This is a genomic window from Candidatus Thiodictyon syntrophicum (assembly GCF_002813775.1).
GTDB lineage: Bacteria > Pseudomonadota > Gammaproteobacteria > Chromatiales > Chromatiaceae > Thiodictyon > Thiodictyon syntrophicum.
The window spans coordinates 4,473,294-4,498,753 of record NZ_CP020370.1 but is presented as its reverse complement, the minus strand read 5'-3'; the positions used below and the strand labels follow the sequence as shown (position 1 = coordinate 4,498,753).

At 68.8% G+C, this 25,460-nt stretch carries 23 protein-coding genes; 17 read left to right on the top strand and 6 right to left on the bottom strand.

Annotated elements, in window-relative coordinates:
• Positions 1 to 243: 243 nt before the first annotated feature.
• Complete coding sequence (locus tag THSYN_RS18850; protein WP_172965311.1) at positions 244 to 1,899, bottom strand: DUF4062 domain-containing protein; 1,656 nt, start codon at positions 1,897 to 1,899, stop codon at positions 244 to 246.
• A 434-nt stretch (positions 1,900 to 2,333) separates the two neighbouring features.
• Here THSYN_RS18850 and gvpA point away from each other — a divergent pair, with 434 nt between their 5' ends.
• The 6 genes from gvpA (at position 2,334) to THSYN_RS18825 (ending at position 6,108) form a co-directional block, all read left to right on the top strand.
• Positions 2,334 to 2,552: a gas vesicle structural protein GvpA gene (gene gvpA / locus THSYN_RS18845; protein WP_020503491.1), complete on the top strand. Its 219-nt coding sequence runs from the start codon at positions 2,334 to 2,336 to the stop codon at positions 2,550 to 2,552.
• Positions 2,553 to 2,718: 166 nt separating this feature from the next.
• Positions 2,719 to 3,489 carry a hypothetical protein gene (locus THSYN_RS18840; RefSeq protein ID WP_100920478.1) on the top strand — a complete coding sequence of 257 codons (771 nt, stop codon included), beginning with the start codon at positions 2,719 to 2,721 and terminating at the stop codon, positions 3,487 to 3,489.
• Positions 3,490 to 3,667: 178 nt separating this feature from the next.
• On the top strand, positions 3,668 to 4,651 hold the full coding sequence (gvpN, locus tag THSYN_RS18835; RefSeq protein WP_100920477.1) for a gas vesicle protein GvpN: 984 nt from the start codon (positions 3,668 to 3,670) through the stop codon (positions 4,649 to 4,651).
• A gap of 1 nt (position 4,652) precedes the next feature.
• On the top strand, positions 4,653 to 5,045 hold the full coding sequence (locus THSYN_RS18830; RefSeq protein WP_100920476.1) for a hypothetical protein: 393 nt from the start codon (positions 4,653 to 4,655) through the stop codon (positions 5,043 to 5,045).
• Between the two features lie 25 nt (positions 5,046 to 5,070).
• Positions 5,071 to 5,301: a hypothetical protein gene (locus tag THSYN_RS34110; RefSeq protein WP_157817781.1), complete on the top strand. Its 231-nt coding sequence runs from the start codon at positions 5,071 to 5,073 to the stop codon at positions 5,299 to 5,301.
• 42 nt (positions 5,302 to 5,343) lie between these two features.
• Positions 5,344 to 6,108: a GvpL/GvpF family gas vesicle protein gene (locus tag THSYN_RS18825; protein ID WP_100920475.1), complete on the top strand. Its 765-nt coding sequence runs from the start codon at positions 5,344 to 5,346 to the stop codon at positions 6,106 to 6,108.
• Between the two features lie 266 nt (positions 6,109 to 6,374).
• Here THSYN_RS18825 and THSYN_RS18820 read toward each other — a convergent pair whose 3' ends face one another.
• Together THSYN_RS18820 and THSYN_RS18815 are read right to left on the bottom strand one after the other, a co-directional pair.
• Positions 6,375 to 7,535, bottom strand: coding sequence for an extracellular catalytic domain type 1 short-chain-length polyhydroxyalkanoate depolymerase (locus tag THSYN_RS18820; protein ID WP_100920474.1), 1,161 nt, complete (start codon positions 7,533 to 7,535; stop codon positions 6,375 to 6,377).
• Between the two features lie 27 nt (positions 7,536 to 7,562).
• Entirely contained in the window at positions 7,563 to 7,991 is a 429-nt protein-coding gene (locus tag THSYN_RS18815) for a CopG family transcriptional regulator (protein ID WP_216644579.1), read from the bottom strand.
• Positions 7,992 to 8,356: 365 nt separating this feature from the next.
• Here THSYN_RS18815 and THSYN_RS18810 point away from each other — a divergent pair, with 365 nt between their 5' ends.
• Together THSYN_RS18810 and THSYN_RS18805 are read left to right on the top strand one after the other, a co-directional pair.
• Positions 8,357 to 8,719 (top strand): NAD(P)/FAD-dependent oxidoreductase, encoded by a 363-nt coding sequence (locus THSYN_RS18810; RefSeq protein ID WP_100920473.1) that lies wholly within the window; start codon positions 8,357 to 8,359, stop codon positions 8,717 to 8,719.
• A 52-nt stretch (positions 8,720 to 8,771) separates the two neighbouring features.
• Positions 8,772 to 8,909 (top strand): hypothetical protein, encoded by a 138-nt coding sequence (locus tag THSYN_RS18805; RefSeq protein ID WP_157817780.1) that lies wholly within the window; start codon positions 8,772 to 8,774, stop codon positions 8,907 to 8,909.
• A gap of 170 nt (positions 8,910 to 9,079) precedes the next feature.
• Here the strand turns inward: THSYN_RS18805 and THSYN_RS18800 are convergent, their stop codons facing one another.
• Positions 9,080 to 10,252 (bottom strand): RuBisCO large subunit C-terminal-like domain-containing protein, encoded by a 1,173-nt coding sequence (locus THSYN_RS18800; protein ID WP_100920471.1) that lies wholly within the window; start codon positions 10,250 to 10,252, stop codon positions 9,080 to 9,082.
• A gap of 4 nt (positions 10,253 to 10,256) precedes the next feature.
• Positions 10,257 to 11,036: a bestrophin-like domain gene (locus THSYN_RS18795; protein ID WP_100920470.1), complete on the bottom strand. Its 780-nt coding sequence runs from the start codon at positions 11,034 to 11,036 to the stop codon at positions 10,257 to 10,259.
• Between the two features lie 199 nt (positions 11,037 to 11,235).
• Between THSYN_RS18795 and THSYN_RS18790 the strand changes: the two genes are divergently transcribed.
• The 9 genes from THSYN_RS18790 (at position 11,236) to THSYN_RS18755 (ending at position 24,226) form a co-directional block, all read left to right on the top strand.
• Complete coding sequence (locus THSYN_RS18790; RefSeq protein ID WP_236848615.1) at positions 11,236 to 13,086, top strand: autotransporter assembly complex protein TamA; 1,851 nt, start codon at positions 11,236 to 11,238, stop codon at positions 13,084 to 13,086.
• A 2-nt stretch (positions 13,087 to 13,088) separates the two neighbouring features.
• A complete protein-coding gene (locus THSYN_RS18785) occupies positions 13,089 to 13,901 on the top strand; it encodes a Fic family protein (protein WP_100920468.1) in 813 nt (270 codons plus the stop codon).
• Between the two features lie 60 nt (positions 13,902 to 13,961).
• On the top strand, positions 13,962 to 18,068 hold the full coding sequence (locus tag THSYN_RS18780) for a formylglycine-generating enzyme family protein (RefSeq protein ID WP_100920467.1): 4,107 nt from the start codon (positions 13,962 to 13,964) through the stop codon (positions 18,066 to 18,068).
• 321 nt (positions 18,069 to 18,389) lie between these two features.
• Positions 18,390 to 18,794: a hypothetical protein gene (locus THSYN_RS18775; protein ID WP_100920466.1), complete on the top strand. Its 405-nt coding sequence runs from the start codon at positions 18,390 to 18,392 to the stop codon at positions 18,792 to 18,794.
• 63 nt (positions 18,795 to 18,857) lie between these two features.
• Positions 18,858 to 20,732: a hypothetical protein gene (locus THSYN_RS34105; RefSeq protein WP_157817779.1), complete on the top strand. Its 1,875-nt coding sequence runs from the start codon at positions 18,858 to 18,860 to the stop codon at positions 20,730 to 20,732.
• Positions 20,729 to 21,706 carry an AAA family ATPase gene (locus tag THSYN_RS18770; RefSeq protein ID WP_157817778.1) on the top strand — a complete coding sequence of 326 codons (978 nt, stop codon included), beginning with the start codon at positions 20,729 to 20,731 and terminating at the stop codon, positions 21,704 to 21,706. Before THSYN_RS34105 ends, THSYN_RS18770 begins: the two co-directional genes overlap by 4 nt.
• Before the next feature lie 380 nt (positions 21,707 to 22,086).
• Positions 22,087 to 22,404 (top strand): hypothetical protein, encoded by a 318-nt coding sequence (locus THSYN_RS18765; RefSeq protein WP_100920464.1) that lies wholly within the window; start codon positions 22,087 to 22,089, stop codon positions 22,402 to 22,404.
• 287 nt (positions 22,405 to 22,691) lie between these two features.
• Positions 22,692 to 23,564, top strand: coding sequence for a hypothetical protein (locus THSYN_RS18760; RefSeq protein ID WP_216644578.1), 873 nt, complete (start codon positions 22,692 to 22,694; stop codon positions 23,562 to 23,564).
• 251 nt (positions 23,565 to 23,815) lie between these two features.
• The gene (locus tag THSYN_RS18755) at positions 23,816 to 24,226 is read left to right on the top strand and encodes a BON domain-containing protein (RefSeq protein ID WP_100920463.1); all 411 of its coding nucleotides are present in this window, start codon (positions 23,816 to 23,818) and stop codon (positions 24,224 to 24,226) included.
• Between the two features lie 256 nt (positions 24,227 to 24,482).
• On the opposite strand, the gene THSYN_RS18750 is transcribed toward THSYN_RS18755, so the two are convergent.
• Complete coding sequence (locus THSYN_RS18750) at positions 24,483 to 25,460, bottom strand: alpha/beta fold hydrolase (RefSeq protein WP_100920462.1); 978 nt, start codon at positions 25,458 to 25,460, stop codon at positions 24,483 to 24,485.

The following is a 25,460-nucleotide window of genomic DNA, read 5'->3' as shown; positions in this document are numbered from 1 at the left end:
GTCGCGTCGCGGCTGAAGCCGCTCCCACCGGGTCCCGGACGTTCACGGCAAGGCCCCGACCTCCGGTCGCGGCCCGCGCCCCAACCGGAGGTCGAGGCTTCAGCCGGAAGGGCCGCACGAGACCTCCCGGAGCGGGCGCAGACCGCGGCGGCGGCGACTTGCCCGGTCGCGTGACTTGGGAACCGGTAAGCCCCCTCATCCGGGGGTGCCGGGTGGCCGCGGGGAGACCCGGCGCGGCGCCGCTCACCGCGCCGCACCCTGCACCCGCGCCCGAATCTTTTCCAACCCCGCCAGGTCCTCAGGCGACACATGCAGCCCCCGCTGCTGCATCGCCGCGAAGATCGTGAGCACCTCACCCCAATGCTGCCGCAGCAGGTCTTCGCACCCCTGCCGGTCGGCAATCTTGCCGAGCCTGTAGTGGGACACGGCCAGGTCGCGCTGCCAGTCGGCGTTGCTCGGGTCCGCGGCGGCCAGGCGCTCAGCGGTAGCGAGGGACTGCCCGTAGTCCGCCAGCGCGCCCGCGAGGTCGCCCTGCGCGGTCTTGGTGTTGCCGATGCGCTCCAGACACATCCCAAGGTTATGCTGCCACTCGCGATTGTCCGGCTCCAGCCCGGCCAGCCGCTCGGCCAGGGCCTTGGCCTGCGCAAAGTCCCGCCCCGCATCGGGCAGACGACCGCGGACCACCGCAAGGTCGCCCTGCGCGATCAGGAACCGCAGGTTGCCATCGAGTGCCGTCGGCCACTCCGGCTCCAGTTCCAGCACCTCCTGGTACAGCGCCCGCGCGGGTTCGGCCTCGCCCTTGGCGGCATAGAGCCCGGCGCTGGTGAGCAGTGGTTGCAAATCGTCGCGGTTGCGCTGCCGTGCCGCGGCCTGGCGGTTGCGGACCTGGTCGAGGATGCCGACGCGCTTGGCGGCGACATAGGCGAGGGCCGGATCGACGCCCTGTTCCTTCAGGATGCGGGTGAGTTCGGTGAACACGCCGCTCGCCTCGCCGCGCGCCTCGATCGCGGCGAAGGAGGCGGCCAGGTCCTCGATGCGGGCGACCTGGGCCGCCCGCTGGGCCGCGGCGGCCTGGCGTTGTTGCTCGCGCGCCTGCCAGTCGGCGACGGTCTCGGCCGCTTGGAGGTCGCGGCGGTAGGCGTCTTCGACCGCGGTCAGGAGGTGGGCGCGGATGCGCTCGGTGGTGATCTGCTGCTGGGCCGCGGTCTGTGCGACGATGGTCGTCGTGTTCCAGTGGTTGGACCACAGCAGGCCGCCCCCGACCAGCAGCAGCGTGGCGAAGACGCCGCCCAGACCCCAGCCGAGCCGGCGCTGGTGGCGCTCCTGCCGCGCGCGCAGTTGCGCCAGTTCGTCCTTGAGCCGGAGCACGCGGTTTTCGAGTTCGGCATCGCTGTCGACGCGATGGCGCAGGTGGTTGGCGGCGCGCAGGCGCTCGACATAGGCCAGTTGCAGGGCGCGGCGCTCGGCCTGGTAGCCGGCGGGGTCCGGGTGCGGGGGCGCGCCGTCGCGCACCGGCGGCAGGTCGAGTTGCGCCGGTTCGCGGTCGCGCCGGCAGCCGGGGCCGACCTCGATGACCCAGGTGCGCTTGCGCAGACGCTGGGCGTAGAGCAACTCGAACTGGGTGTAGGAACAGCGCCCGAAGGCGGGGTCAGGCCAGGGGCGCCCGGGGGCGTCGCTCAGGGGCGGTTCGCGGCCGTAGGCGCTGCCGACCATTTGGAAGACGCCCTCGCAGCCCGCGATCTGCTGCTCCAGCCAAGCCCGCAGCTCGCCGTGGCCGGTGGGAAAGTCGTCCTGCGTCACGGTGTCGAAGCCGAGCCTGCGCAGGGTGTCCGCGACCAGACGGCGGGCACTGGCGAGCTCGGTGCTGACGGTGGAGACGAACAGACGCGTTCTGATCAAGGCCGGTGCGTGCTTGCCGAGCGCGGCGGGGATGGGTTTCGCTCTCGCGCTGCACCTGTGGTCGGTCAGCGATGCGGCTAGGGGTCCAGCGCCAGAGTTATGGAAAGGATTCCATAGCAAATGCCGCGCGTTCCCCCTGAATCGCCTCGCCCCAAAGTGCGACGTGACGATCGGTGGCATTGATATTAAAGTAATTTCAAAGAAGTCGTCGGCACTATCCGCCGCTGGCACGCGCCATGCTCTATACCCATCAAGCGACCGAGTCGGCAGGATGCCACACCGGGAAGCCCTGAGCCCGCCGGCAGTATCAAGCGGATCAGGGGACTCCCCCGGCGGGGTGGGGGCGCAGGGAGGCGCAATGTGACCCAGGCCCGGTAGGTTCGCTTTCGGCGCACATCACGTGCATGTCAAATCACTCTCAGAGGGTAAAGAAAATGGCAAAAGTCGCCAACTCCACCGATTCCTCCAGCCTGGCCGAAGTTGTTGACCGCATTCTGGACAAGGGCATCGTGATTGATGCGTGGTTGAAGGTCTCGCTCGTCGGTATCGAGCTGCTCGCCGTGGAAGCCCGTGTGGTCATCGCCTCGGTTGAGACCTACCTGAAGTATGCCGAAGCGATTGGCCTCACCGCCCCGGCGGCGGCGCCGGCCTGATCGCGCTCTCGCGCCAATGGGGTGCCGCTCCGATGCCTTAGGCATCGACCCTGAGCGGCACCTTGTGCCGGGTCAGGTGGCAAGCCGCGCCGAACCCGGTTTTACGGCTGCGCGGGAACCCGCCTGCTCCGGGTCCGAGATTCGCAATTAGTACGAGGAGCAAGCCATGGGCCGTTTTACTGAAGATATGGGGCGGCTGCGCGACGAGATCGAGTCCGAGCGCATCGCCCGTCAAACCCTGATCGCCGACACCCGCCAAGAAGTCACGGAGGCCGCACACGCCTTCATCAGTGACTTGAAGAACACGGTCGGAACCCTGCAGGCCGATTTCCGGGCCGAACATGCCGACATGGCAGAGTCCGCCCGCTCGGACCGCAACGCCTTTCTGGCCCGTCTGGGCGGCGCCGTCGCCGACATCCGGGTCGCCGCGGCCGAGCGTCAGGCGAGCGTGCGCGAGGCACTGGCCGAGTCCGCGGCGCAGGCGCGCGACGAGCGTGCCCAGTCGAATGCGCAGATGCGTGACGAGGTCGCCGCGCTGCAGGACGGTTTCAAGCACGCGCGCGGCGTGATGGCGATGGAGGTGCGGGCCGCCGGTCAGTCCTTCGTCTCCGGCATCGTCGGTGCCGTGGCCGACATCCAGCGCGACACCATGCAACTGGTCGGTGACTTCGCCGGTGAGCGCAGTGCGGGTCGGGCGGCCTGGCGCGGTGCGGCCCCCAAGGCCGCGGCCCCGGCACGGGCCAAGCCCCAGCAGGCAGCACCGGAAGCGGCCAAGCCGGCGGCGGCCAAGCCGCGGCACAAGGCGGCGGCGCCGGCTGAGGCGGTCATGAAGCCGATGGAGAAACCAGCCGAGAAGCCGATGGAGAAGCCGGCGGAGCGGCCGATGATGGACGAGGCGCGTCCCACCCATGGGGCGGGCGACGAGTCCATGCCATAGCGATTGGCAGTAGCGATTGCCGGTCCGGTGCGCCCGTTGCGCGTCGCCGGACCGGTGCCGCAGACGGTGCCCGCGACGGGGCCGTCATCCAACCCGAACGAACCAGAATCCAAACACCCGCGTGGGGTCAGCCGCCGAGTGGCAGGGCCGCGCGCACTTTGAGCCAGGATAAGAATCGATGAGCGTGCAGAATCTTCAACCGGCGTCCGAGGTCCTCACGGTGAACAGTGACAACGTGCAGCCCGAGGCGAGCACGGAGTTCGTCTGCACGCCATTGGTCGAATCCCTGGCCGACCGTGCCTCGGCCTATCTCGACGCCGGCTACCCGGTGCACCTGGCCGGTCCCGCCGGCACCGGCAAGACCACCCTGGCCTTTCATGCCGCCGCCAAGCGCGGGCGCCCGGTCAAGCTGATCCACGGCAACGACGAGTTCGGGGTCGCCGATCTGGTCGGCCAGGACAACGGCTACCGGCGCAACACCCTGGTGGACAACTACATCCACTCCGTGGTCAAGACCGAGGAAGAGGTCCGCACCTTCTGGATCGACAACCGGGTCACCACCGCCTGTATCAACGGTGAGACCCTGATCTATGACGAATTCAACCGCTCCCGCCCGGAGGTCAACAACCTCTTCCTGAGCATCCTGGGCGAGGGCATCTTAAATCTCCCCAACCGGCGCCACCAGGGCGCGGGCTATCTCCAGGTCCACCCCGAGTTCCGGGTGATCTTCACCTCCAATCCGGAGGAATACGCGGGCACCCACAAGACGCAGGACGCCCTGATGGACCGCATGATCACCATGAAGATCGGTCACTATGACCGGGAGACCGAGATCCGCGTCACCCAGGCCAAGTCAGGCCTACCCCTGAGCGAGGTCGCCATCGTGGTCGACATCGTGCGCGAACTGCGCGAGCAAAGTGTCAACCACCATCGCCCGACCCTGCGCGCCTGTATCGCCATCGCGCGCGTGATGGCCGCCCGCAAGCTCAGCGCCCGGGCCGACAACACCTTCTTCCGCGATATCTGCCGCGACATCCTGGACATGGACTCCGCCAAGGTCCGGCGCGACGGCAACAGTCTGACCGAATCACCGGCCGACGAGGTGATCGCGCGCATCAGTGGCCGATCACGCCGACCCAAGGCCGTCGAGAAGGGGGTTTGACATGGCAAAATCCAGTCAGCCGTCACGTACCGTCCGCGACATCAAGACCCACGCCGGCCGGGCCGATGACCTGCACACCCCCCACAAGATGTACATGCGGCTCTTCGCCTTGGAGACGGAGCGCCATCGCCGCCAGCAGGAGCGCGCCAGTGCCATGCAGCGGGTGACCAACATCGACGCGCGCTGCGCGGAGATCGACCGGGAAAAGGAGCAACTGCTGACCCTCCTGGGGGTCGAATCCATCGAGTCCCTGGCGGACGGCGGGCCGACTGCCGCCCCCCGGGCGTTGCGCGCGGTGCCGCGCCCCGACCCCCGGCACGCCCGGGCCCGCGGTGAGGTGTCGGTGCAACAGACCGAGACCCCCTACTACGAACCGGTAAAGATCCGCTACTGAGCCGCGGGCGACGGGGGCTAGACTGATGAGCCTGCGCTGTTTCTACTGTGGTCATTGCCTCCCGCTCGACCAGGGCGGCGACACCTTTCATGGCCCCGTGCGCTGCCGGGTGTGCAAGAATGTGATGATGGTCCGCGTCGAGCGCGGACTACTGCGCGCCATGGCGCCGTGCCCCCAGGCCGCCCCGAACCCGGACCCGGCCCCGTTGGGTGCGGGGCCGGCGGCCTTAGTCCCATCCCCAGGCGGGCCGCGGTAGACCGAAAGTCGCGATCGCCGGCCCCCAGCGAGAGATTCACCCATGCCAGAGGCAAACAAAGAGGCCACCGCGGCCGGACGTTATATCTACGCGATCATCCCCGATCAGGGCCCCCTGACCCTGGGGCCGATCGGGCTGGAGGAGGCGCCGGCCTACAGCATCGGGGATGGGCAGGTGGCCGCGGTCGTCAGTGCCGTGAAGGCCGCGCGTATCCGCCCGCAGCGCCGCAACATGGCGGCGCACCAGGAGGTGCTGAAGCAACTGCTGCAACAGGTGACGCCGCTGCCCGCCGCCTTCGGACTGGTGGCGGACGATGACGCGGCGATCGCGCGCATCCTGAAAGACAACAGCAAGGTCTTCCTGGAGCAGTTGAAACGGGTCGAGGGCAGTGTCGAGATGGGTCTGCGCATGACCTGGGATGTGCCCAACATCTTCGAGTTCTTCGTCGGTACCCACGGCGAGTTGCGGGAACTGCGCGACAATTTCTTCCGCGACGGCGGCAAGCTGACCCAGGATGAAATGATCACCCTGGGCAGCCGCTTCGAGCGCCTGCTCGACGAGGACCGGGAGAACTACACCGAGCAGGTCGAGACGGTGCTGCGTACCTGTTGCCGTGAGATCAAGCGCAACAAGTGCCGGGTCGAAACCGAGATCATGAACCTGGCCTGCCTGGTGCCGCGGGCGGACCTGGAGCGGTTCGAGCAGGCGGTGCAGCAGGCGGCGCACCCCTTCGACGACAACTACGCCTTCGATTTCAACGGCCCTTGGGCGCCCCACAACTTCGTGGAGATGGATATCCGGCTTTAATCGTGAATTCAGCTTCGCGGTACGAGGCTGATCAAGGCAGTCCGGCGCCCGCCTGGCGCCGCGGCGCAGCACGCCAATCAACCCAGAAAAAGCAGTTTAGCCGCAAATAACGCAAATTGACGCAAATAATCAGAGACTTGGCCTTTGCTGCATGTTCACCGGCCGGGTGACGCCCGCGACGATGCTAACCAGCAGATTTATTTGCGCTTATTTGCGTTTATTTGCGTTCATTTGCGTTCATTTGCGGCTAAATACTCTTTTTGGGATCAGCCGACCGGCCGCGACTGAGCGGCAAAGAAGCGCATCATTTCCCGTGAGGCGTCGGGTCCCTGCTCGTCGGTGAAGCTGCCGCGGCGGCTGCCGCCCGACCAGGCGTGACCAGCGCCATGCACCAGCCACTGTTCGGCCAGGACCTTGCCGTCGGGTCCCTGGTGTGTGCTGTGCGTGTAGTTGTGGCCAGTCCCGGCGCGACCCTGCGTGATCCGGGCCGCCGCGGGTTGCCCGATCGCCTGGGCGACGATGTGATCGCTGTTGCGCGGATGGACCGTCTCGTCACGCTCGCCGTGGAACACGATGAGCGGGACCCCCTTCAGGCACGCGCCGGCCGCCGGTGCGGCGGCACCGTTCATCGCGGCGAAGGCCGACGTGAAATCGCTCGCCACCGCATAGGGCATTCCGGAGTGGGCGCCGACCGCGGCATAGACCTCGGGATAGGTGGCGCCCATGATCACGGCCATGGCGCCGCCCGCCGACAGGCCGGCGCAGTAGACCCTGGCCGGATCGACGTGATACTGCTCGATGACCGCCCTGGTCATCCCCGCGATGAGCGAGGGTTCGCCCTGGTCGCGCTGCTGATCGGGGGCCTTGAACCAGTTCCAGCACCGCGTCGCGTTCGCCGCCGCCGACTGGGTCGGATACAGGACCAGACAGGGCTGGGCCTCGGCGATCTCATTGAAGCGGGTGCCGGCGGCGAAGTCATCCGCGCTCTGGCCGCCGCCGTGCAGCATGACCACCAGGGGCAGCGGTTGGCCATGGCAGGCGGTGGGGACATAGAGTTTGTAGGCCCGGGTGCCGGCCTGATTGGTGAATGAGCCGGTCAGGAACCGGCCCGGTGCCTGGGTGCTGTCGGGCTCCTGCCGGTCGGTCCGCGGCGCGGTCGGCAGTTCCAAGCGCGTCCCGATCCCAGGGGCCTCAGTGCGCAACCTGGCCAGCAAGTCCGGCAGGAACCCCACGGGTTCGACCACCGGCGGCAGCCTCGCGGGGCGAGCCGCGGCGCCATCGCCGCGCCAGGCCGCTTGGCCCCCCGGGGTAGCGGCCGGCATCAGGCGCAGCAGCGTTTGTTGGATCTTGTCGGTCGCGGCGACGGGGCCGTCGCGTTGCAGCAGCGACATCGCCTCGCGCATTCCAGCCAGCATTTGTTCGTTCATTGTGGTTCAGCCTTGCGTGTTTGGTGGTTAGCGGATGCGTCCGGAAAGCGCGCCCTTGACGGCGGGGCTGGCGTGCAGGGCGCCCAGCACCACCACCGATTCGATGGTGGCGAGCGCCAGTTCCGGTGAGACATCGGCGCCGATGCTGGCCAGGCCCAGGACCTGGATTTGGAGTCGCTCTCCGGCCCGCTGCACCGCCTCCAGATCGGCGCGCGAGTAGTGCTGCAGTCCGAGCACCAGGCTCTTGCGGGCGATCGTCTGGCGCACGACCTCGGCGTGGGTGCTCAGTTGGTTGCGGATCGCGGTGCGAATCAGGTCGGTGCGATTGGAGTAAAAACCCTCCTGCACCAGCAGGTCGATCTGACCAAGGTCGACGAGCCCCAGATTGATCGTGATCTTCTCGGTCTCGCTGACTTTCTGACGAATATCGTGTACGCTCATTGGGCGCTTGACCATCCGTATATCATCCAAGTGGATGGTATTCTAGGCGCTGCACTCGCCTTGTCAATTGGAATATTTCTACCCCGGGTTGCGTAGATCCGGTGCAGACGATGCCGGTCCGCGCGGCTAGTGGCACTGTTGCGGTACCATCGGGGCCGGGCCCTGGATGGATCAGATGCGGTGTCCGGCGCTGCCGTGGGAAACACGCGAGGTCGCCGTGGACTCCCGGTCGCCGGACGACACACTGAGGTTCCGCCTGCCGCGCTGATTCAGGGGGAGGCCCGCTTCATCGGCCCCACGACGCTGCGGGCCGGCGGTGAGACCATCCAGGCGGATGCCATCGTCGTGAGTTTCCACTGTGGCGCGGCGCCCCGGCCGCGGTGCTGGTGCGGGCGGGTTCGCACCAGGCCCTGGTCGATCGGGTCCTGGTCGCCGTCGGCTGCCACGCGGACCTGGGGCGTCTGAATCTGCTCCAGGTCGGCTGTGCCCTGGACGGGCAGGGCGTTCCGCTCCATCACCCGGAACACCTGCGCCTGGTGCGCCTGCCCATCTATATCGCGGGCGATGCCGTCGGCGGTGAGGGCGGGCTGCTGCGCGCCGCGCAGCAGGGGCGGGTGGCGGGCTACAACGCCTGCCACCGCACACCTATCGGGTGCAAGGCCAAGGCCGGCCTGGGCGTGGTCTACTGCGAACCCACCATCGCCCGGGTCGGCTGTGCCTGGTCGGCGTTGGACCATCAGTGAGTTGGTCCTGCGGCTCGGCCCCACCTCGGTAAACCCCCCAGCGGTGCGTCGCTTGATCAACTGGCCGGGCCGCTCGGCGCGGGCGGCGGTGTCCCCGGTCGGCCAATGTCTCGGTGACGGTCTGGACTGGTGCTTCGCGGTCGCGGCCGACGACCGGGCCGGCGCCGGCCTGGGGCGGCAAGCCGATTAGCGGCCCGTCACGCCCGCTCCTGCGAGTCACTCGTACCACCTTGACTCGATTGCTCGGACCATTGGCGTAGGGTGCGCCGTGCGCACCTTAAGGGGCTGCGGTTCATCGCCGAAGCCAGGGTTTCGGATGGCGCTATGGTGCGCACGGCGCACCCTAGGGTCGCGCTGCGGTCATTTCCATCGTGCGGCACTGGCAGCAGCCTTCGCCGCCTCCAGAAAACCCCGGCAGGTCGCCGTCAGGTCCTGTCCCTGCGCATGCAGGTCCCCGCCGATCAGCAGGCAACAGTCGCGCCCGTAGAAGCCGATCAGTTCCGGGACCCGCTTGAGCCCCATCCCCCCCGCCGGCACCGGGAAGATGGCCCGCCAGGCCCCCATGGGCCTGGTGGCCGCGTCCACGATGTCCCGGCACTCCCGCGGGGTGAAGGCGAAGCGCCCGCCGTAGCTCGGGAAGATGGTCGCGTCCGCCCCGGCCAACCGGTTGAGCTGTCCGTAGAGCACCCCGTGGCCCAGGCCGGCGTCCGGGTGCAGGGTGAAACTGCCCTGAAAGGCCGGGTGGCTCAGGATCGGCAGGGCCAGGGTGTCATCGTCGGCCAGGGCGCGCATGGCGTCGAGTCCGGCCAGCCCCGGGCAGAACAGCAGGCCCCCGGCGCCGCACCCCTGCGCGCGGCGGGCGCGCCGGGCGATCTCCGCCGCCGGGGCCGTGACATTGGGCAGATAGAGCGAGCGCCCGCCGGTCTCGCGATTGGCGCGCGCCACTGCCTCGCCACAGCGTGCGACGCGCTCCTCGAAGGGGCAGAAGCCCTGATCGGTCAGCCCGTGGTCGTCCTTGATCAGGTCGATCCCGCCCAGGGCCAGGCGATACGCGAGCCCCGCCAGCTCGCTTGGGTTCAGGCCCATGGGCTTGAGCGCGGTGCACAGCAGCGGCCGGTCCCGGACCCCGAGCAGGTCGCGCAGCCCCGCCTGACCGAAGCGCGGCCCGCGGTAGAGTCGTCCCAGTGACTCCCCCAGGTCCAGGCCCATCAGCCGGATGCCGGGCTTGATGCTGATATTGCCGAACAGGCAATTGACGAGCTGGGTCAGTTCCCGGCCGGCGACCTCGACCGGATAGCGGATGACCGCCTCCCAGCGGTCCGCGCCCAGGGGCTCCAGGGCGGCCACCTGACCGACGATCTGCTCGCGGATGGCCGCGCTCGGGATCAGCTCATCGGGGAATTCCACCGTTTGCTCGAAACAGATGTCGCACGCCCGCTGCCGCGCCTGCGCCGCCGTGGGGGCGCCGGCGAGGTGGTAGACGGCGGCGAAGCGCTCACCGCTCAGGGTCAGTGGGCGGTCTTGGGTGGTCATCGGCTCAGTTATTCAGACTTGCCCGCAATTCGTTCATGAAGGTATCGACCGAATCGAGGGTAATGAGCCCCAGACGCGGGTATTCGAAGTCCAGGATAAAATAGAGCGTGGCCGAGATCAGGGCGGCGAATACCACCATGTGCAGCCAGTCGGGCCTCTTGGTGATCGCCTGGGCGTGGCCGGCCAGGAGGCCGGCGAGGACCGCCAGCGCGATCAGCAGGAGGATGACCCCCGGGTGGACATGGATGCGGACCGCCGCCAGCCGGGTGGTGGTGAGGTCGAAGCTGTCGTTCAGGGGCGGCAGGAGCAGGGTTGCGACCTGGGGCCGGCCGTCGCGGTTGGCCGAGTCGACGCAGCGGCGCCAGAGCTGGTTCTGGAGCGATTGCAGCCCGGTGCCGATGCTGCCGACGGTCCTGGGGTCGTCGGCGTGGGTGGTGGCCTGCCGCAGACCGTCCACATAGCGCCGAAACAGGTCGCGGATCGGCGGCTGGTCGGCGGCGGGCAGCAGGTCGATGCGCATCCAGGCGGTCCCCAGTGCATTGACCTGCTGGACCACCAGGTCACGGCGATGCTCGAAGCGGGAGTCGGCGCCGGTGAAGGTGAAGGCGAGCAGCAGCCCGAGCAGGGCGAAGACCGCCCCCGCCACGGCCCCGGCGCCGGCCTCGTCCGCGTCACCGTAACGCTCCTGGCGGTGTTTCCCCAAGGCCCGCCCCAGATATTGGGCCAAGAGCAGGGCGACGAAGAGCCCGCCGGCGAGGGCGGCGGACACGACCACTGGGTTCATGGCGGGGGGGCTCCGGTTGGGTTGCGCAGGGGTTGATCGTACAAGAAATGGCCGCCTCGCGGGGGACCCTGACGCGCCCGGCGCCGACTCGACGGCCTGGTCCCGGGCAGGTGGTTGGGTGCCGCGCGGACCTGCTGGACGCGCGGCCGTTTCTGCTACGATAGAACTCCTGTCACATTCGGAAAACAGTGCCGGACTCGTGAAACTGATTGGGGTCGGACCGTGCGAATGTCCGGGTGCCGCGGGGTCCCGCCCCTGGTCTGTGCCGCGTCGGCGCATCCTGCCGCGGTGGCCGTGGCACCTGTTGCTGCTCGGGCTGCTGCTGGGGGCGGGCGAGGCCGCGGCCCTGCGGCTCGAGGTGCGCGTCACGGGCCTGGCCGGGGCCCAGCAGGCGAACGTGCTGGCCCTGCTCGCCATCTATCAGGAGCGCAATGAGCCGGGCCTGACCGAGCCCCGCCTGTTGGCCCTGCACCGCCTGGCCGCCGATCAGATCCGCGAGGCCCTGACCCCCTTCGGCCTCTACCGGGTGCAGGTCAAGGACAGTCTGACGGCGCCCGCCGGGCGCGACGGGGCCTGGGTCGCCGACTACCGGGTCGACCCCGGTCAGCCGGTCAGGATCACCGCGATCAACTACCGGGTGACCGGCCCCGGGGCGGAGAACCCGGCCTTCCCCAAGGAGTTCCCCATGAAGGTGGGGGACGTGCTGCTGCACAGCCGCTATGAGCAGGCCAAGTCCGACCTGCGCTTCGCCGCCTCCTCCCAGGGCTATCTGGACTACCAACTGGTGCAGCACCAGGTCCTGGTCGATCCCGTGCGCGACACCGCGGTGGTGAACTTCGCGCTTGAGACCGGGCCGCTGTATTTCTTCGGCCCGGTCACCTTCACCCAGGATCTCTTGGCAGACGCCCTGCTGCGGCGCTTCCTGCGCTTCAAGCCGGGAGACGTCTTCAACCCGGATAAACTGGTGGGCCTGCAAGCGCGCCTGCTCGGCTCCGAGTATTACAGCCAGGTGGAGATCCTGCCCCACAAGGACCTCACGGGTCAGAGCCTGGTGGTGCCCATCGAGGTCATCGCAACGCGCAACAAGGCCAATAAGTTTCGGGTCGGCGCGGGTTTTGCCACTGATGTAGGCCCGCGCGTCAGCCTGGACTGGCGGCGCCGCTACATCACCCGGTGGGGTGATAATTTCCGCACCTTTCTGACCCTGTCCCAGGGCTTCTCACGCTTTAATTTCGACTATCGCATCCCGATCCGCGACCCCCTGCGGGACTATCTGCGCATCAATCCCGATGCCAGCTATTATGACACCACCACCCGGTCGGGCTGGATCGCCCTGATCCATTTCGGTCACTCCATCGTGACCCCGGGCGGCTGGCGGCAGGATCTGGGTATCGATTACCGCTATGAGGATTACCGGATCAATGACGTCGAGCAGGATGCGGTCAATGAGCTGGTCCCGATCGCCTCCTGGTCCAAGACGGTCTCGGACGACCCGATCTACACCAACAAGGGGTATCGCATCAAATTCAGCGTGTTGGGGACGGTGGCGGGGGTGGTGTCGCCGACCTCCTACCTGACCGGTGTCATCGACTTCAAATGGATCAAGCGCCTGACGCGCAATTATCGCTTCCTCACCCGTGCCGATCTGGGCGCCACCTGGGCCGGCAACGTGAACGACCTGCCGGCCAGCCGGCGTTTTTATGCGGGCGGCGACAGCTCCATCCGCGGCTGGGGCTTCGACGCCCTGGGTCCCAATGACCCGATCAACGACGAGACCATCGGCGGGCGCTTCCTGGCCGTGGGCAGCCTGGAACTGGAGCGTAAGGTCATCGGCAACTGGAGCGCGGCCGTCTTTACCGACTTCGGCAATGCCTTCGACCCCGACTATGAACTGCAATACAACCAGAGTGTCGGCTTCGGCGTACGGTATCGCACCCCTATCGGTCAGGTCCGCCTGGACCTGGCCTTTGCCCTGACCAAGGACCAGGGCCCCAGCACCTGGGGCCTGCCGCCGGCGCGGCTGCATTTTGTGATCGGGCCGGATTTGTGACGATGCACATCAATGACCTCAAGGCCTTCGCCGGACTGGACCCGGACCTGCGGCGCGCCCTTCTGGCCCAGGTCCGGGACCTCTGGACCCACGGTTCCACGGCCCTCGAGGGCAATACGCTGACGCTCGGTGAGACCAAGTTCGTCATCGAAGAGGGTCTCACGGTTTCGGGCAAGCCGCTCAAGGACCATCAGGAGGTGATGGGTCATGCGCGTGCGATCGAGCTGATCTACCGCTGGCTGGATACCGGCTATACGCAGGACCGGCTATTCGACCTGCACCGGGCCGTTCAGACCGAGGTGATCCTGGACATCTTCAAGCCCTTCGGGGCCTGGAAGCTGGAGCCCAACGGGGCCTACGCGGTGACCGCCGACGGGCGCCAGACCTTCATCGAGTACGCCGCTCCGGGGGACGTCCCGGCACTGATGACCCAGTGGCTCGCGGAACTGAATCGGCTGTCCCAAGGCGGTCTGGGCGAGCCCGCGGCGATCGACGCCTACGCGCGGCTGCACCTGGGTTTCGTGCACATCCATCCGTTCTGGGACGGTAATGGGCGCCTGGCGCGGCTGCTCGCCAATGTGCCGGTCCTGCGTTCCGGCTATCTGCCCCTGGTGATCGATGTGAAGGACCGCAAGCGCTATATCGACCGCATCGCCGAGTATCAGCTCGCCGCCGGGCCCTTGCGCCCGCCGGGTGGTGTCTGGCCCAGGCCTGAGTTGGAAGCACCGTTCCGGGACTTCTGCCGGGACGCCTATGCGGCGACCCGCGCGTTGGTCAAGCAGGCGCAGGTCCAGCAGGCGCAGAGGATGCGGTGATGCGCGTGCCGGCAATGAACCCCGTCGCGGTGCGGCGGCCGCGGGTCGCGGAGCGCACCCATGGCCGCTGAGGAGCCGCCGTTCCTCGAGCCCTTCCTCGCCTCGCTCGCGACCCACGGCATCCGGGTCGGGGTCGCCGACTACCGGCGCATCGCCACCGCCCTTCAGGCACGTCAGGACTGGACCCTCGCGCGCCTGCGTGACCTGCTCACCGCGCTCTTGGCGCGGGACCGGGAGCAGGCCCTGGCGCTGCCGGGGCGTTTCGACCGCTTCTTCGCGCAGCGGCCGCCGCCCGCCGGGGAGCCGTTGGACCTCGAACTGCTCCTGAGCGAGTTGCGCGCGCTGGTCGAGGCCCCTCCGAGCCCGGCACCCGCGCGGCCCGTGCCGTCCGCGGCGCCGACCCCGAAGCCCAAGGACCCCAACCGCTTCCCGCGACCACTGGCGGTGTTGCTGGGCCTGATTGCACTGGTTGGCGTCCTGTGGATCGCGGTCCTGCTCCGCCCGGCACCGCCTTCGGTCTCCGTGCCCATCCCAGTCCCGCCGCAGCCAGGTCCGGTGACGCCCGTGCTCCCGGACACACCCAAGCCGGCACCCGAAGCGCCGCCGCCGTCCCAGCCCGAGCCCGAACCCGAGCCCGAGCCCGCGCCCGCGCCCATCCCCACGGCCAGGTTCCACCACCCGGAGATGACCCTGGCCCGGGTCCCCTTCGTGCCCGACCAGGCCTGGCACGCCCCCGCGGCCACGGCCGCCGCCGCCCTGCTCGCCCTGTTGTTCTACGGCGTCTGGGTCTGGCGCCGGGTGCGCATCCCGCGCATTGTGAAGCCGGAGGAAGACCCCAAAAAGCCGCGCCTCTTCTCCATCGCCGAGGTCGGCGGCGCACCGGCACCGCGCTTCGACGCCGCGACCCTGGACGCGGTGGCCGACACCCTGGGCCATACCCTGGGTCCGGCCCCCGGCGGGCGCCTGGCGGTCGCCGCCACGGTGCGCGCGACCCTGGCCCACCACGGCATCCCGCACCTGGTCTTCGCGCGGCGCCGCCGGCCCCGCGGGGTCCTGCTGCTGCTGGACGAGTACGCGCAGGCCGTCCAGTGGAACCCGGTGGCTGAGGAGTTGGCCGCCGGCCTGGGGCCGCGCGGGGTTGCCTGCACCCTGGGCCGCTTCCGCGGCGACCCGGAGCGATTCACCACCCCCGAGGGCCGGGCGCACCACTTGGAGGACTGGGAGGACCGCCGCACCAGCCACCTGCTGCTGATCGTCAGCGACGCGCGCGGGCTCGACCCGGCCCGGCGCCGGCTGGTCCTGGAGCGCCTGCGCCACTGGCCCCTGCTCGCCTGGCTGGACCCGCGCGAACCCCGCGCCTGGGACGCCTTCACGCAGGTCCCGGCCGCCGCCGGCATCCCGCTGTACCCGGCGACCCCGCGCGGGGTGCTGGGGGCGGTCCTGGCCCTGGTCGGCGAGCAGGGTGCCGGGGCGCTTGCGGAACAGGACCAGGGGCCGCGCGTGCGCGCCGGGCTGCCGAGCCCGCCGCGCCGCGCCGAGTTGGGCCTCGACGCGCCCGGCCTCGCCGCCTACCTGGAGCAGTCTCTGGGCGACGCGCTCCCCTGGGCCCAGACCTGCGCCCTGGTGCAGCCCATCCCCCCGGGCCTGGCCGAGCGGCTGCGCGAGCGGTTCTTTCCGGACCTGCCCGCGGCGGCCATCGAGCGGCTCCATACGCTGCCCGGCACCGGCCGCTCGGTGGCCGGTCTGCACTTCTCGCTGGAGGTCCAGGGGGCACTGCGCCGGGGGCTCGCCGCACGCTGGGACCCGGCGCGGCGCCGGGCGGTCATCGAGTTCCTGCTCGCACAGATCGACCAGGCGCGCCCGGACGCGGACCCGGACAGCCTGCGCCTCCTCGCCTGGGAACTGGCCCGGGAACGCCTGGCACTGGAGGGCGAGCCGGAGAATCCCGCCCACGCCCGGCGCCTGGCCGCGCTGGCGCAGACCAGCCTGGGGGACGGGCTGCGCGACGCGCTCGCGCCCTTCGGCGAACGCCGGCTGCCGCTCCTGGGCCAGCCCAGCGACCCCCGCGCCCGCGCCTGGCTGTCCGGCATCGCCGGCGACCCGCTGCGGCTGCGGCTGGGGCGGGTGCGGCGCCAACCTTTGGGGCCAGGGCGCTGGGCGGTCGTCGGACTCCTGTCCGCGGTGGCCCTGGGTGCCGGTGGACTGGGGTACTTCAAGGCGCGGGACCCGGTCGGCCCGGACCGGATCGCGCTGGACTGGCAGGCCCAGGGGGAGCCGCCGGGCAACCTCTACACCCTGATCGAGGAGCGACTGCCCGGGGAGCCCTGGCGGGAGCGAGCCGCCGCGCCGGGTCTGCCGGTCGACATCGACGCCGCCCCCTGGGATGCGGAGCGCGAATACCGCCTGGCCCTGGTCGCCAACGGCACCGTCCATCCGGTCGCGGAGCTTTCGGACCCCACCGAGCGACTCACGGTGGCCCTCGGTTGGGGCGAGCGCCCCCGGCCCTGCCGGGAACCCGCGGGCGCCCCGGGGCTGGAGCTGGAGCGCCGGGACTGTCCCGATGACATCGCGCCGGACGCGCCCCCGCGCGCCGGCTGGCGCCAACGTCTCGGCAGCCTGGCCCCGGAGGGGCGGGTGCTCAGCATCGCCCTGGCCGTGCAGGCGCCGGGCAGGCCGGACGCCGCCGACGCGCTGGGGTCCCGCCTGCTGGCCAGCGGCTCGGTGGACCGGGTCTATCGGCTGACCGCGGACCCGCGTGACCCGCGGGCCCTGGACGGCGCGCTGGGGCAAGTCGCCGCGGACCTGGGGCCCGGGCTGGGTCACGCCCAACTGCTGATCTACGGCGATGCCGCGATGCTCGACGGCGCGGGCCGGGCGGCGCTGCGGCGTTCCGCCGGCGACCGGGGTTTCCAGGCCTGGCTGATCCTGCCCGGTGCGCCCGGCGCCTGGGATCTGGCGTATGCGCCTGTCCTGCGGCTGCTGGAGCCCGACGAGGCGGGGCCGGTGCTCGAGTCGGACCTGCTCGCCGCCGTTGGGGCCGAGACGGCGCTACGGGGCGGTGGCGCACCGGTGGTGTTGATCCGTCCCGCCCAGTGGGTGATCGCCGTGGTCTTCCACACCAACCCCGAGGACGCGCGTATCGCGCTGGCGCGTGGGGGGCGGGTTATCGCCGCCCGCCATGGTGAGCCGGTGATGCTGGACTCCGGCGCCTGGCAGGTGCGGGTCGAGGCTGCCGATCGCCGGCCCCAGTCCTTTGCGCTTGACGTGGGGCCGGAGACGTCATCCAAGCCCATTGAAGTGGCGCTCGAGCCGGTCGTTGTGGACTTCGCAGTCTTTCGCGATCCCCTGAAATCCGGCGGCGAGGGACCCGCGATGGTCCGAATTCCGGACGGGGGCTTCCTGATGGGCTCACCAAAGGACGAGCCCGAGCCCGAGCGCGACGATGACGAGGAGCAGCATCAGGTGCAGATCAAGCAGCCGTTCGCCATCGGCAAGTATGAGGTGACGGTGGCCGAGTTCCGGCGCTTCGCCGAGGCGGGCAAGGGCTATCGCACCGAGGCGGAGCGGGGTGACGGCTGCTATGGTTGGAAGAACGGCACCTGGCAGCAAGTCAAGGCGTTCTCCTGGCGCGCGGTCGGTTTCGCGCAGGGGGATGATTCCCCGGTGGTCTGCGTGAGTTGGAACGACGCCCGGGCCTATACCACATGGCTCAGTGAGCAGACCGGCAAGACCTATCGGCTGCCTACCGAGGCGCAGTGGGAGTATGCCGCCCGTGCCCTGACGACCAAGCCCTTCTTCACCGGCGACTGCATCTCGACCAAGCAGGCGAACTACAACGGCACTGGCGATTACAACAACTGCAGTGCCAAGACCGGCGTCTATTCTGTCAAGACGCTGCCGGTCGGCAGTTTCAAGGCCAACGCCTGGGGGCTCTGCGATCTGGCGGGCAATGCCTGGGAATGGACCTGCTCGGCCTATGTCGCCTCCTATGACGGGAAGGAGCAGGTTTGTATAAGCAATAATGATGTCAAGTCTGGACTGCCCCGGGTGTTCCGCGGCGGCTCGTGGAGCAGCAGGCCCGCGTGGGTGCGTTCCGCCAACCGGAGCGGGTACTCGCCGTCGTACCGGTTCGACAATCTTGGTTTCCGCCTCGCCCAGGACTTATAACCCTTTTCCCTCTTCTATTTTTCCCTTTTCGCCCCTCTTTTTTCTTATTGTACTGGTATTTACATAATTCTAGGCATGATAATTGCCCGATCAATCTCACCCTGGTGGTCGATTCCTGCTCGAGCGGGATGGGGCATTCGCCCGGTCCCGAACCTTTATTCCGTTGCGGATTCGTGCCGCGAGCCGGTTGCCTCTGGAGAAGACGTTTCGGACTGGGAACGCGGCATTCCGGCCAGGATTGGCCTCAGTCGCGGGTTGACGCGCACCCGCCGCCCCTGTATCACCCTGCCTCCGCGACCGCAACTAAACCCCGGGAGACCAATGGAGATCACTGTCGAGATTCGCACCGGCGACGGCGCCTGGACCGGTCTGGTTCGCCGCTCGGATGAGCCATTCACGCGCAGCCTGGACGCCCCGCGCCTCGGGCCTGTCGAGGCGATTCCGCTCAAAGGTGGGGCCCGCACCCTGGGCAACCTGGTGAGGGTGCTGGTGGACTACGAAACCGACGACCTGGCCCAAGCCTTCGACGAGCGCGGCCAATTGGAGATCGGTTCCTGGCTCTACCGGCAACTCTCTTCTCGCTCCCACGCGGAAGCAGGGGAGTGTCGAGCGGGCGTCCCCGCGTCCGGTCGGCCAACTGGACGCAGGAGCGTGGGAGCCAGAGGACAACGCGCCCGGCCCGGGTTGCCGCGCGCCGCGCGGGCAGCAGGGGAAACCGCTGGTTGACGCGCGCCGCGCGCTCTTGTATTACCCTGCCTGAGCGACGGAAACCAACACCGAGGGGAACCGATGGACATCACCGTGGAGATCCGCGCCCGCAACGGCGGCTGGACCGGACTGGTCCGCCGTTCGGACGAGCCTTTCAGCCGCACCCTGGGCAACATGCGCCTGGGTTCAGCCCAACTGCTTTCGCTCAAAGGCGTGACCCGCTCCCTGGGCGACCTAGTCCGGGCGCTGGTGGACTACGAGCCCGCCGATCTGGCTCTGTTTTTCGACGAGCGCGGCCAATTGGAGATCGGTTCCTGGCTCTACCGGGAGGTCTTCGGCGACCAGCGCATCGACGCCGACGAGGCGCGCCTGCAGATCGACACCGACGACGAGCACATCACGCGCCTCCCCTGGCCGCTGCTGTACCGGGACGGGGTCTTCTGCTGCGCCAACGGCTGGTCGGTGGCCTTGGGCTCCGGCGCGCGCCGCGCGGAGGTCCGGCTGCCGCCCCAGCCGCGGCTGCTGCTCGTGATGCCCGAGCCCGGCGGTGTCTCGCCGACCCAGGCGGCGGCCCATCTGGATGAACTGGAGACGCTGCTCAGCGCCGGGCTGCCGACCCTGCGGCAGGGCCGTCAGTTGCAGGTGGCGCGGACCTGGGAGGCGTTTCTGACGCAGTGCCGCGACTTCCGCCCCGAACTGGTCTACTACTACGGCCATGGATTGGCCACTGGCCTGGAGAGCACCCGGCTGGTGTTCGCCGATGCGCAAGGCCGCCGGGACGACCGCCCGGTGGCCGATCTGGCGCAGGTACTCGGCAACCTGGAGACCCCGCCGCTCCTGGCCTATATCAACTGCTGCCAGGGGGACGCGGGCGGCCTGCTGGGGGCCGGGCGCCAACTCGCCCGCTGCATCCCGGCCGTGGTCACCAATCGCACCGTGGCGATGATCGCCGCCGCCCGCGGTCAGGCCCTGGCCCTCTGGGACGCCCTGCTGCTCAAGGGCGAGTCCCCGCACCGCGCGCTCGCGACCCTCTATGCCCGGCGCAGCGGCCCGGACCTGTCGCTGGCGGATGCCCGCTGGATGACCCCGGTGCTGCACGCGGGCTACGGCACCTGGCATTCGGAGCCCCCCGGGGTCCGCCTGGCGGCCGACCACGACCCCTATTGGCATCTGAAGATCGACCGCGTGAGCCAATACCACACGGTGGCCGGCGAGGCGCGCCGCATGGTGCGCGAGGGGCGTCCGCGCTGTCATGCCTTCGTCTGGTACGGGCGGGCGGGGGAGGGCGTGGACCTGTTCCACACCCGGCTGAACGTGCAACTGCGTGAGGACCTGGACAGCGCCCGACTGCTGGAGATCGCGCCGCGCTGGCCCGATGACCTGGCGGACCCGGCACGTTCTTTTGAGGATATGCTCTGTGAGGCCTTCGGTGTCCAGGGGCTGGACGAGGTCCCGGCGCGCATCCGGCAGCGCGCGGAGGGCGGCTATGGCGCGCGGGTGCTGGTCTATCTGCGCCATCAGCCGGTCCTGGGCAAGCGCCTGATCGATCCGGGGCGTCTGCGCCAGTATCTCCAATGGCTCGACCACCGCCTTGCGGGCCTGCTGGACGAGGGCCAGTTCCTGTTGGTCGGTATCTCCTTCGTGGTGGAGAAACCGCCCGGGTTTCGCGAGTCGGTGCGCCGACAGGGCCTGTTGGAACTGCGTCTGGAGGAGACCGTGTTTCAACTGCTGGACGAACTGGAGCGCCTGGCCCCGCACCACCTGCTGACCTTTGTGCAGACCCACCGCATTCCCCACGCCCGGCGGCTGACCGAGAAGGTCCTGGGGCAGATACTGGTTGCCACCGAAGGCAACTACGATCAGACCGTGGAGAAGCTGCGGTCCCTGATGGACCGCGCCTGGACCGAGCCGGAGCCGGGCCCCCCCGCGACCGCCGAAGAGGAGGACGACTATTGAACCCGGATTATCCATTCAACCTGATCCGCCCGGACACCGATGGGCCGCTGCCGGACCCGGCCGTGCTCAGCCGTCGCCCGGGGGTGACCACCGACCGCTCGCTCGCCGCCGAGGCGCCCTTCTTCATCCCCGGCGAGGCCCTGGTGACGGCGATGAACGCGGCCATCGCGGTCGCGGAGCCGCTGCTGATCACCGGCGAGCCCGGCACCGGCAAGACCCAGGCCGCCTATTACGCGGCGCACCGGCTCGGTACCCGGGTCTTCCACTTCCAGGTCAAGTCCGAGACTACCGCCGGCGAACTGCTCTACCACTTCGACACGGTGCGCTATTTCCACGATGCCCATCTGAGCAATATCCGGGCGGACCGGACGCCGCTGGACAAGAGCAAGTATGTGGAGCCCCGTGCCCTGTGGCAGGCCTTCGACGACGGCCGTGAGCAGGGCCGCCCGGCGGTGCTCCTGATCGACGAGATCGACAAGGCGCCCCGGGACTTTCCGAATGACCTGCTCCACGAACTGGACCAGATGGAGTTCCTGGTGGTCGAGACCGGCGAGCGCATCCGCCCGGAGCGCACCTTGGCGCCCATCCTCTTCATTACCTCCAACAGCGAACGGCGCCTGCCGGAGCCCTTCCTGCGCCGCTGTGTCTATCACCACATCGCCTTCGACCCCGAGGTCGTCCGGAAGGCGATGGCCGTGCGCGCCGGGCAGTTCGACCCGCTCGGCCCCGAGCTGACGGAGCTTGCCATCCGCGCCTTTCTCGCCATCCGCCGGCGCAGCCTGCGCAAGCGTCCGGCGACCGGCGAGCTGCTGCTGTGGCTGCGCGTGCTGGCGCTCGCCATGGGGGTGGAGCGCAGCCGCCTGGAGCAGGCGCTGAAGGACCAGGACCTGACGCGGATGCCCTATCTCGGCGCCTTGCTGAAAGACCACAAGGACCTGGAGGAGACCCTGGGGGGCGGCGTCCAGGGCGGTTGAGTTACATCGGCGGCGCTGAGTGGGGTCTGGGCGGGCGGGGCATTGGTGACTCTGCCGACTTGCTTGCCGCGAGGTTGCTGGTCCGCACAGCGGACCCTACGGCCCTACCGGACGTTCTCACGGACCGGGCGTCGTTGTCGTTGTCGTAATCGTGGTCGGATTATTCGATTACGACAACGACAACGACAGCGTACCCGGGATCGCGGTCACCACATCAGTTCCGATCCCCCTCCAAGCCGGCGCGAGCCGCCGGCTTCCATCGATAAGTGGTATCTCAAGGCACTGCGCGGCGACCCACTGCCCTGCGTGGCTCAGCGAACAGACCGCCGCACGCTGCCCGGCCTACCGTACCTGATCCATGAATTCCCGAGCGCCAAGTCATGATACCCACCACTTCCAAGACCCTGCTTGCCGTCGATAACCGTCGTTGCGCCGTGCGCCGCCCGCTGCGCTATCCGGTCCTGCTGGCTGACTGCGACGCCATCACGCGCAACATCAGTGGTTCGGGCGCGTATTTCGAGACGAATCGCCGGATGGTGGTGGATCAACCAATCAGCTTTGCCCTCGTGTTACCCGCTGCTCCAGCCGACGCTGCCGCCAAGCCCGATGCCTGGCGCGAGGGGCGGGTCGTGGATGGGCGAGTCGTGCGGGTAGATGCGGGTGAGTCGGGGCAGGTAGGTGTTTGCGTTGCCTTTTAGCACTACCGACAGTGGTAGGAGAGGGGCACAGGCACCGTTTGCAGCAGCGGCCGGGCACCGTTAGGTCTGGAAGCGCCGACACTGTGCAGCGAACAGAAGATCCTTGCCGCTATGTGCCCTGGCGTACAGATGCGCGGCGGCCCCGGTTCCATGCTCTCCACTTGCGATAGTCATCACCACGAGGATTCACCATGCCCAGCTCGCAAGCCGTCGTCCTCAATCGATTTGAAAATGGACGCCTCGCGCCCGGTGTCGAACCGGATGCCCTGCAAGCCGGCGCCAGCGCCGTGGCCTGGGGCGCCATCCTGGCCGGTGCCGCGGCGGCCGCCGCGCTGTCGCTGATCCTGTTGATCTTGGGAACCGGTCTGGGTTTGTCCGCGGTGTCGCCCTGGATGAATCGGGGGATCAGCGCGAATACCTTCGGTGTCTCCACCATCCTGTGGGTGATCTTCACGCAGATCCTTGCTTCCGCGCTGGGCGGCTATCTTGCCGGCCGGCTGAGAACGCGCTGGATCGCGGTCCCGGCGGACGAGGTCTATTTCCGCGACACCGCGCATGGCTTTCTGGCCTGGGCCATCGCCTCGCTGGCGACCGCCGCGCTACTGGCTTCCGTCATTACGTCCATCGTCGGCAGTGGCATTCAAGTCGGCGCCGCGCAGGACGCCGGTACGGCAGTCGCAGCGACCACGATGGCAGAGTCCGACCGCGAGGGTGGTCCAATGGGCTATTTCGTCGATTCCCTGTTCCGCAAGGACCTGAACGCAGCGCCTGCCGCCGCTGTGCCCGACCGACGTGATGCCCTGGCAGCCAGTGCCGCGGAGCAACCCGCGGCGGAAGTGGCCCGCATCTTCATCAATGACATCCGGGCGGGGACTATGCCGGAGCAAGACACTCGCTATGTCGGTCAGGTCGTCGCGCTGCGCACCGGCCTGACGCAAGCCGCCGCCGAGCAGCGGGTCACCGAAGCCTTCGCGCGCCTGCAGGCGACGTTGCGGGAGGCGCAAACCACGGCAACAGAGGCTGCCGATACGGCGCGCAAAGCGACCGCCGATGCCTCACTGTGGCTCTTCGTCTCGCTGCTCGCCGGGGCCTTCTGTGCCAGCCTGGTGGCCATCTACGGCGGACGGCAGCGTGACTTCTCACCGCCGCCTGCAATTTAACCCGCGGAGATTATCATGCGCTCGTTGCTCCTGTGGTTCCTTGGCGTCCCCATTCCGATCATCATTCTGATCGCGCTGTTCATGAGGTAGCTGCACGCACCGGCCCTCGCCCGTCGTACTCCTGCGCCTTGATTGAGATTGCAGCCCTAGGGTGGACAAGCGCTGGCGCAGTCCACCGAATCAAGCGCCGTTGCTGATGGGTGATTCGGATTTTCTGACAGGCAAACACACAACACGAGAGGAGATTGAAGATGAATCTATTTCACAGACGGCTTGCGAGCGTCGGCTTCCCGGCCCTGATGTTGGCAGTGGCTGGATTGGTACAGGCGGCAACCGCCGAGGATGCGGGGAAATCAATCGATCAGATGATTGAAAAGACCGGAACGAAGATGCAGGAGGCCAAGGAGGCGCTCGGCGAGAAGGCCGCCAAGACCGGAGACTATCTGGACGACGCCGCGATCACCGCCAAGATCAAGGCGGAGATACTGGGTGATCCACTGCTTAAGGTCTTGCAGATCCATGTGACCACCACCGACGGTGTGGTCCGGCTCAGCGGCGAGGTGGATTCACCGCAGAGCATCGAGCGGGCTACTGCGCTCGCCGCTCGCGTCAACCAGGTGAAATCCGTCACCAGCGAGCTGGTCGTCAAGGGCGTCAAGTAACACCAGGCCGTTTTGCTTGGGAGCGAGAAAACGTTTCGGACGGGGCGAATGCCCCGTCCAGCCCGGTTTCGGACGGGGCGCATGCCCCATCCGGCCCGGGAGGCTCGACCGACGATGGCCGGGGCGATTCGACCGGAGGCCGACGCTTTAGCGGACAGCGGCGCCGCATCTGGCTGAAGCCTCGACCTCCGGTCTGTTGTGTGGGTGCAAAGTTATCCGGAGTTCCTACGGCCGCCGCCGGTCCGCACAGCGGACCCTACGACCGCGCCAGGAATTGGAGTAACACCGGATTGACCAGGCCCGCCCGGGTGTCGAAGGTCCCGTGCCCGGTATCCGGCAGGATGAAGAGCTGCGCTCTGGGCAGGGTCTGGTAGATGACCAGGGTGTGCTCGAGCCGGACCAGGTCCTGGTCGCCGGCCATCACCAGCACCGGGTGGCGGATCGCGGCGAGCAGGGCGGGGCTCAATTCGTCCGCGGTGGGGGAGTGCAGCCAGAGTTTGCGCAGCTTGGCCCCCAACTCTTCGCGCGCCGCGGGACCGGCCGCGTCGCTGTCGGCCTGGAGTGCGTCCAGGTGGTCCTGTGGCAGGCCGGCGGGTGAGAGGTTGACGCCGCTCACGGCCAGGCGCTCGACCAGTTCCGGATAGCGGGCGGCGAGCATCAGGCCCAGGATGCCGCCGTCGCTGAAGCCCACGACGGCGCTGGGCGGGAGACGCAACTGCTCCAGCAGGGCGGCGGTGTCCTGCATCATCGCCGTGTAGGAGAGCGGCCCCGGCAGGTCCGGGGTGCGGCCCTGGCCGACCTGGTCGGGGGCTATGACCTCGTGACCGGCGGCGATCAGTGCCTCGATCTGATTGGCGAAGGCGTGCTCGCCCGAGTCGCCCCCCCCGTGCAGGAGCAGCACCGGCGCGCCGGTCCCGGCGCGCAGGTAATAGAGCGGGTGGCCATTGACCTGCGCCCACCGGCCGCGGTCCGCGTCGGCGCGCGGCGGCTGGTCCTGGACTGTCTGCGCAAACCCCAACAGGCGGTCGATGAAGGGGTCCGGGTGGAGTGTGCGGGCCTCCTCCAGGGCCCGGACCGCCGCGGGCACCTCGCCCCCGGCGACTTGGCCCAGGGCGCGCCTGATCAGTTCATCGCCGGCCTGCTCCAGCGCGAGCAGGGGCGCCAGCTCCATGCCGCAGCGGCGACAGGTCTCCCCGTCCTCGCGGCGGGCCCGGCAGTTCGGGCAGCGGTCCAT

Bases quoted from the DNA above. Each gene is read 5' to 3' on its own strand.
- gvpA (WP_020503491.1), top strand. From the start codon at position 2,334: ATGGCAAAAGTCGCCAACTCCACCGATTCCTCCAGCCTGGCCGAAGTT.
- THSYN_RS18840 (WP_100920478.1), top strand. From the start codon at position 2,719: ATGGGCCGTTTTACTGAAGATATGGGGCGGCTGCGCGACGAGATCGAG.
- gvpN (WP_100920477.1), top strand. From the start codon at position 3,668: ATGAGCGTGCAGAATCTTCAACCGGCGTCCGAGGTCCTCACGGTGAAC.
- THSYN_RS18830 (WP_100920476.1), top strand. From the start codon at position 4,653: ATGGCAAAATCCAGTCAGCCGTCACGTACCGTCCGCGACATCAAGACC.
- THSYN_RS34110 (WP_157817781.1), top strand. From the start codon at position 5,071: ATGAGCCTGCGCTGTTTCTACTGTGGTCATTGCCTCCCGCTCGACCAG.
- THSYN_RS18825 (WP_100920475.1), top strand. From the start codon at position 5,344: ATGCCAGAGGCAAACAAAGAGGCCACCGCGGCCGGACGTTATATCTAC.
- THSYN_RS18820 (WP_100920474.1), bottom strand. From the start codon at position 7,535: ATGAACGAACAAATGCTGGCTGGAATGCGCGAGGCGATGTCGCTGCTG.
- THSYN_RS18815 (WP_216644579.1), bottom strand. From the start codon at position 7,991: ATGGTCAAGCGCCCAATGAGCGTACACGATATTCGTCAGAAAGTCAGC.
- THSYN_RS18800 (WP_100920471.1), bottom strand. From the start codon at position 10,252: ATGACCACCCAAGACCGCCCACTGACCCTGAGCGGTGAGCGCTTCGCC.
- THSYN_RS18795 (WP_100920470.1), bottom strand. From the start codon at position 11,036: ATGAACCCAGTGGTCGTGTCCGCCGCCCTCGCCGGCGGGCTCTTCGTC.
- THSYN_RS18785 (WP_100920468.1), top strand. From the start codon at position 13,089: ATGCACATCAATGACCTCAAGGCCTTCGCCGGACTGGACCCGGACCTG.
- THSYN_RS18780 (WP_100920467.1), top strand. From the start codon at position 13,962: ATGGCCGCTGAGGAGCCGCCGTTCCTCGAGCCCTTCCTCGCCTCGCTC.
- THSYN_RS18775 (WP_100920466.1), top strand. From the start codon at position 18,390: ATGGAGATCACTGTCGAGATTCGCACCGGCGACGGCGCCTGGACCGGT.
- THSYN_RS34105 (WP_157817779.1), top strand. From the start codon at position 18,858: ATGGACATCACCGTGGAGATCCGCGCCCGCAACGGCGGCTGGACCGGA.
- THSYN_RS18765 (WP_100920464.1), top strand. From the start codon at position 22,087: ATGATACCCACCACTTCCAAGACCCTGCTTGCCGTCGATAACCGTCGT.
- THSYN_RS18755 (WP_100920463.1), top strand. From the start codon at position 23,816: ATGAATCTATTTCACAGACGGCTTGCGAGCGTCGGCTTCCCGGCCCTG.
- THSYN_RS18750 (WP_100920462.1), bottom strand. From the start codon at position 25,460: ATGGACCGCTGCCCGAACTGCCGGGCCCGCCGCGAGGACGGGGAGACC.